The 4,810-nt window shown below is 58.3% G+C and carries 5 protein-coding genes; 1 reads left to right on the top strand and 4 read right to left on the bottom strand.

The features are described from left to right. The 4 genes from ORS3428_RS18200 to ORS3428_RS31590 form a co-directional block, all read right to left on the bottom strand. A partial coding sequence (locus ORS3428_RS18200) for an NAD(P)/FAD-dependent oxidoreductase (protein WP_071099688.1) occupies nucleotides 1-1,294 on the bottom strand: 1,294 nt, incomplete at its 3' end. Nucleotides 1,295-1,423: 129 nt separating this feature from the next. Then, nucleotides 1,424-1,627 carry a hypothetical protein gene (locus tag ORS3428_RS18195; protein ID WP_131802915.1) on the bottom strand — a complete coding sequence of 68 codons (204 nt, stop codon included), beginning with the start codon at nucleotides 1,625-1,627 and terminating at the stop codon, nucleotides 1,424-1,426. Nucleotides 1,628-2,395: 768 nt separating this feature from the next. Next, the gene (locus tag ORS3428_RS31595) at nucleotides 2,396-2,611 is read right to left on the bottom strand and encodes a hypothetical protein (RefSeq protein ID WP_083355191.1); all 216 of its coding nucleotides are present in this window, start codon (nucleotides 2,609-2,611) and stop codon (nucleotides 2,396-2,398) included. Nucleotides 2,612-2,614: 3 nt separating this feature from the next. Beyond that, nucleotides 2,615-2,800, bottom strand: a complete 186-nt coding sequence (locus ORS3428_RS31590; protein ID WP_083355190.1) for a hypothetical protein — start codon at nucleotides 2,798-2,800, stop codon at nucleotides 2,615-2,617. A gap of 936 nt (nucleotides 2,801-3,736) precedes the next feature. On the opposite strand from ORS3428_RS31590, the gene ORS3428_RS18185 reads away from it, so the two are divergent. After that, on the top strand, nucleotides 3,737-4,810 hold a 1,074-nt coding region (locus tag ORS3428_RS18185; protein ID WP_122984385.1), incomplete at its 3' end, for an HAD-IIB family hydrolase.

The following is a 4,810-nucleotide window of genomic DNA, read 5'->3' as shown; positions in this document are numbered from 1 at the left end:
CATTCACAACGACACCGCCCTCTCCAGGCGCGATTTCATCGAAGCTTTCGACGATCGACCGGCTGTCCCCGTTGACGTGAAACGTCTCGTCATAGGGCCGCGCCGGATCGTAGAGTTTCTCCCATGGACATGGCTGATCCAAAATGCGATCCGCAATCAGCTTTCCGGCTGCTGTCCCGTTGCTGATGCCCCAGGCATTGAAGCCGGTTGCAATATGAAAGCCCGGCGACTTGTCAGGTTCTGGCTCGCCGGCATAGGGCACGCGATCTGGCGTGTCGTAGTCTTCATTGCACCAGCGCCAGGCGACATCGCCCACGGGAAGGTTAGCGCGCGCCCAGGCCTCCAGTTCCACGAACCTGCCGGCMACGTCCGCTTCCTGACCGACGTTGAATTTCGGCCCGAGCACCAAAAGCAACGGCCCTTTGTCGTCGCGGGCTGTTCGGATGGATCGGGTCGGCTCGTCGATGCCAAGGAAAAGGCCGTCGAACGGCGTAGGATCATCAAGTCGGAACGCCATAGCCGTGTGGCTGCGCGGCTGGGTCCGGTTTGCCATCCCGATCGGGCTCTTGATCGTCATGTTCGTGGCTACGACAACGTTCTCGGCATCCAGGATCCCGTTGTCTGTCGAGATACGCCAGCGGCTTGCTTCATCAATCGAGACCACGCGGCTCATTTCAAAAACGCGACCGCCCGACTTCTCTAAGGCGTGAGCAAGACCGACTGTGTACTGTACCGGATTGAATTGCGCCTGGTCGGGGAAGCGCAATGCCCCGGCAGTATCGAAAGGAAGCGGTGCGCGGTCGACCACTTCGGCATCTAGACCGACTTGTCGCGCCGCATTCATCTCAGCCGCTAATTCTCCACGCCGCGCAATCTCCGTGGTATAGGCGTAGGCCGATTTCATCTCGAGGTCGCACTCGATCCGATACGCGATCGCCCAGTCGAGAATCTGGTCGAGACCAGCGCGATTTGCATCGGCGTAGTTTTGTGCTGCTGGCCGCCCAAGATTGCGAATAAGGTCGTGATAGATCAGGCCATGCTGGGTTGTGATCTTGGCTGTCGAGCGGCCGGTCACCTGACAGCCGACACGCAGCGCCTCGAGGACAACCACGGAGCGGCCAGCCTCGCAGAGCCGCAACGCGGTCGTGAGGCCAACGATCCCCGCCCCTACAATGACTGTCTCGACTCGGCTGTAGCCCGCAAGCACCGCATAGTCTGTCTGCTTGGCTGTCGCCGTCCAGCAGCTGGCATTGCTGYCGCCAAGTGATGCGGTTTTGGTCACCCTTCTTGTCATTCAATCCGCCATAAAACGTTAACGCCGCGACTCGTATTCGGTCGCTGTGGGCTTTTCGCCGATATGCTCATGCRCTCCACGGTAGAGCGTCATTGGATTGGGGGCATTTCAATCCAAACTTGCGTCCGATTATTTCTGCGCGGCGTTTTGGTCAGCCTTCAATTTAGCTGCCTTCTGCTTAAGGGTTCCTTCGTCCTTGCCATGCCGCRCCACTAACTCCCATGCTTGCTCGACACTTAGGCCGTATTGACCCGCAAGCGCCCGCACCCGGAATTTTTCGGARACCGTAGCCGATCCACTACCCGCATCTGCTTGGCTCTTACCTGCCGCCATGGTCATTCTCCTTTGCATGACAACAACTGTTTTCACCGGGCCGCTGTTCCACTCACGAAAGGATCAGGGAATGGCGTCGCTTCCCTAACGTGCTGAGAAGCCCGCCCGCAAAGGAGAAGCCCGCCCGCAAAGGATCAACGGGCGGGCTCGTTGGGAGGTGAGTCATTCTCCCGGTGCGGCACAAAGGGATGTCGGGTTGGATAGTTGCGCCGCGCGGCCAAACTTCTGGAGCTGACAAAAGTTCCAGCTGAGAAGAAAAATTATCGGAGATGCGAACGCGTYGTTTGCATCGAGCGCGATACTTCTGGCTGCGGGAGCTCCCAAACCTTTCGCTTCGTTTCCGATTCAACTGCGAATCGCGTTTTCAACTTCGAATCGCGTTGCTGCGCCGAGCTCGACGCCGACGTGCTTTAGGCAGCAAGTTTCCACCTCCTGCGTCCCGCAAATCCCGGAACAAGCCGCAGCGGTGCGGGTTCGGTGCATTATGCCACCACTCACAGGCCAGGATATCTCGGCTCAAGCCAAATTCCCGGATTATGTCTTTCCCGACCACACCAAAACACCACGGCGCTAATCGGACCTGCAGGGCGACCAGCTTAGGGTCGTCGTGCTGACGCGCGGTTCATTCTGCCCGAAGGATCGTCAGCATATAGGGCAGGTCTGAGAAGCGGTAAGTCATTTGCACCTGCTTCAAAGCCATCATGCGCGCCCCCGCTCCGGGCGCAGCAACAGCCTGATCATGCTTTGCTATGAAACCAGAAAGGCGAGTCACTCTTGGTGCGCAGGTCGCGTATCGCTTTTTCGCTCCGGATCATGGCCACGATGACGATCGCGCTCGCCGCCACCGCCTGAGACTTTGCTGCGGCTGCGCTGATCGGATTCCGCCGGCGGTTTTCTGCTTTTCAATGGAGCTTTGGCGTTCTCGTGAGCTGCGCCCGGGCCGCCCTGCCTAATGCTCGCAGGCGTCTTGCTGGATGTCGACATGGTTCAACGGTCCTGCTGACTGCGCTGTGGATTGACGTTTACTTTGGTGTTGCCCTGGTGGCCGCGTTTCTCTGGATCTTGAACAGGGGACCCGCCCTTGTTCTTCTGATCAAGTTGCGCGCGCTTCGAGTCGCCGGCGCCCTTCGGGCTTTGGTTTTCGGGAGGTGTAGGTGGTGCTTTGCCGGTCATCGGAGGCTCCTTGGTAAACTGAAAGGTGAACGGCGAAACCGAAGCGTAGTTCCGGGTGCATCCGCGCGAAAAGCGCCAGGCTGATCTCGGCGGACAAGGCGTCACATCGTCATATGTCCATTTGAAATGCCCATCTGGTGGCGTTGCGTTGCGGCTTGAAGCTGGATTGCCGACACCCTTGCGACTGAAGTCCTAGAACGGAAGGCATTGGTCCGAAATTCGAAACATAATCAGTTGGGGTTCATTTGGGTAGAATCGGCGAGCATCAGTCCCTTTCTCGTCGACACACGAACACCCGCCCCAAACCTGCGATGCRGCGGGTGTTCATTTGTTTGGAGTCGCACATGCTTGGCGAAGTCATCGCGAATGTTTTCGCAGCCCTTCTTCTGGCATGTGTGCTCGCAATCATATTCGCGGTGGCCGGCAGACCGCTCGGGCGGGAGCTCGAGGCGAAGATGGTTATCCTCTTTCCGCCGGACGCTATGACTACGGCATCTGTCCGCGCGCCAACTCACCCACGGTTACCTGACAGCATCGATGGCGGGCTTTTGCAGTCGAGGCCCGAGCAGGATCGATAAGTGGCCGCTAAGCTCGAATTGAACAGTCCCTTGAGTCGAGGGTGTCCGATGTGGGATCGGCAAACGGCGAATAACAACGGCGAGGCGCGCGAATGCAGGCCAGCAAACGCGGTCACGGGAAGGGCACATTCGTCCTAAAACGCACCCTGTCATGCATGCTCTCTAGTGTGTCGTCCGGCCTGTGTTGTACCTCGGAGATCCCGGTGACGAGCATCGGGCGTCGCAATGATTGAAAAGGACCACGCTCGRCACAAACCATTTCGGTCGACAAGCGTTGTTCTTTTCCAAGCCAGCGATCAGCACATATCGCGCCGCGTGGTGATTGGCGGGCGGCAACGGACATGGAAAGGTCGATAGCATGTATTTCATAGCCTTGGCGGCGGATTATGACGGCACCTTGGCGCATGATGGCATCGTCTCGCAAAAGACCTTATCGGCGCTCGAGCGGTTGAAGAACACCGGTCGCAAGCTCATCCTAGTCACAGGCCGCGAACTAGTCGATCTCAGGCGAGTGTTTCCAGGGGTAGGCATTTTTGACAAGGTCATCGCTGAGAATGGCGCATTGATCTACACTCCCGCCAGCGAGGAAGAGCGAACGCTCTCACCCCCGCCTTTGGAGAACTTCGTCAGCGAACTTAGAAACCGCGGAGTTAAACCGCTTTCGATCGGGCGCTCTATCGTGGCGACCTGGGAACCTCACCAGGCGACCGTGCTTGAGGTGATCAAGAAGTTCGGGCTGGAGTTGGAGATCGTCTTCAACAAGGGCGCCGTGATGATTTTGCCGAGCGGCGTCAACAAGGCGACGGGACTCGCCGCAGCGCTCAAGGACCTTCGCCTGTCACCCCGCAACGTGGTCGCGGTCGGCGACGCCGAAAACGATCATGCTTTCCTCCAGGCCTGCGGCTGTGGCGTAGCCGTCGACAATGCGCTGCCGGCGGTCAAGAACTCCGCCGATCTTGTGATGTCTGGCGCCCGCGGTAAAGGCGTGGAGCAACTGATTAGAAAGCTGATTAAGAGTGACCGTAAGCTCGTGCGGAAGTCTCGTGACGCCGTCCTGCTTGGCACGGTAGGCGACAAAGCGAAGTATCTGTCACCGATCGACACGGTTCTGATCGCAGGCAGCTCAGGTATCGGCAAATCCACATTGGCGACTGCGTTGACGGAAGGCTTCTTGGAGAAAGGCTTCCAGTTTTGTGTTATGGACCCAGAGGGCGACTACGACGGGCTTCAAGGTGCTGTGCACCTAGGCGATGGATCGACTGCGCCAACTGAGGACCAATTGCTGGATCTGATTGCCAAGCCTGACACCAACGTAGTCGCTAATGGGCTGGCCCTGCGGGTTACCGAACGTCCCGGTTTTTTCGCTGACTTGCTGCCGAGGCTCAGCAAACTCCGCTATAGCACTGCAAGACCGCATTGGCTGGTGATCGGT

This window comes from Mesorhizobium sp. ORS 3428, from assembly GCF_001854785.1.
Classification (GTDB): domain Bacteria; phylum Pseudomonadota; class Alphaproteobacteria; order Rhizobiales; family Rhizobiaceae; genus Mesorhizobium.
This window is presented reverse-complemented; position numbering and strand designations above follow the sequence as displayed.